Annotated in this window: 1 protein-coding gene; it reads left to right on the top strand. The window is 73.8% G+C overall.

Features of this window, described 5'->3' with window-relative positions; translation table 11 throughout:
- Positions 1–61: 61 nt before the first annotated feature.
- Positions 62–478, top strand: coding sequence for a nuclear transport factor 2 family protein (locus tag KUM32_RS38660; protein WP_217146472.1), 417 nt, complete (start codon positions 62–64; stop codon positions 476–478).
- Positions 479–608 lie beyond the last annotated feature (130 nt).

Raw genomic sequence — 608 nt, 5'->3', positions numbered from 1 at the left:
CCGTTCCGTGCCCCGGCCGTTCGGGGCCCGGCGCCGCCGCGCCCGGACGAAGGAGAGCGACATGTCCACTCGGCCACCCCTGCCGCCGTTCACGGAGGAGACCGCGCGCCGCAAGGTCCAGGCGGCGCAGGACGCCTGGAACTCCCGCGACCCCGAGCGGGTGGCGCTGGCGTACACCGAGGACTCCGAGTGGCGGAACCGGGACGTTTTCCTGCGCGGACGCGAGGAGATCCGCGCCTTCCTGCGCGAGAAGTGGCGCCGCGAACTCGACTACCGGCTGCGCAAGGAGCTGTGGACGTACACCGACCACCGCATCTCGGTCCGCTTCACGTACGAGTGGCACGACGAGGCCGGGCAGTGGTGGCGCAGCTACGGCAACGAGCAGTGGGAGTTCGCCGCGAACGGCCTGATGCGGCGGCGCTACGCCAGCATCAACGACCTGGCCATCGCCGAACGCGACCGGCAGCTCACGGACTGAGCCGTGGCCCGGCCCACGCCGCGCGCGGACCTCGCTGCCCGTCACCGGCCACGCGGGCGCGGGGCGCACGCGCCGGGCTAGGCGGTGTCCGAGGGCGGCGCGCCGGATATCGCGGTGAGCCGCCACAGCG

It is taken from the genome of Streptomyces sp. AC627_RSS907 (genome assembly GCF_019049165.1).
Note: the sequence above shows the minus strand (reverse complement) of the source record. Positions and strands in the feature narration are given on the sequence as shown.

Coding starts and splice junctions, on each gene's coding strand:
- KUM32_RS38660 (WP_217146472.1), top strand. CDS start 62: ATGTCCACTCGGCCACCCCTGCCGCCGTTCACGGAGGAGACCGCGCGC.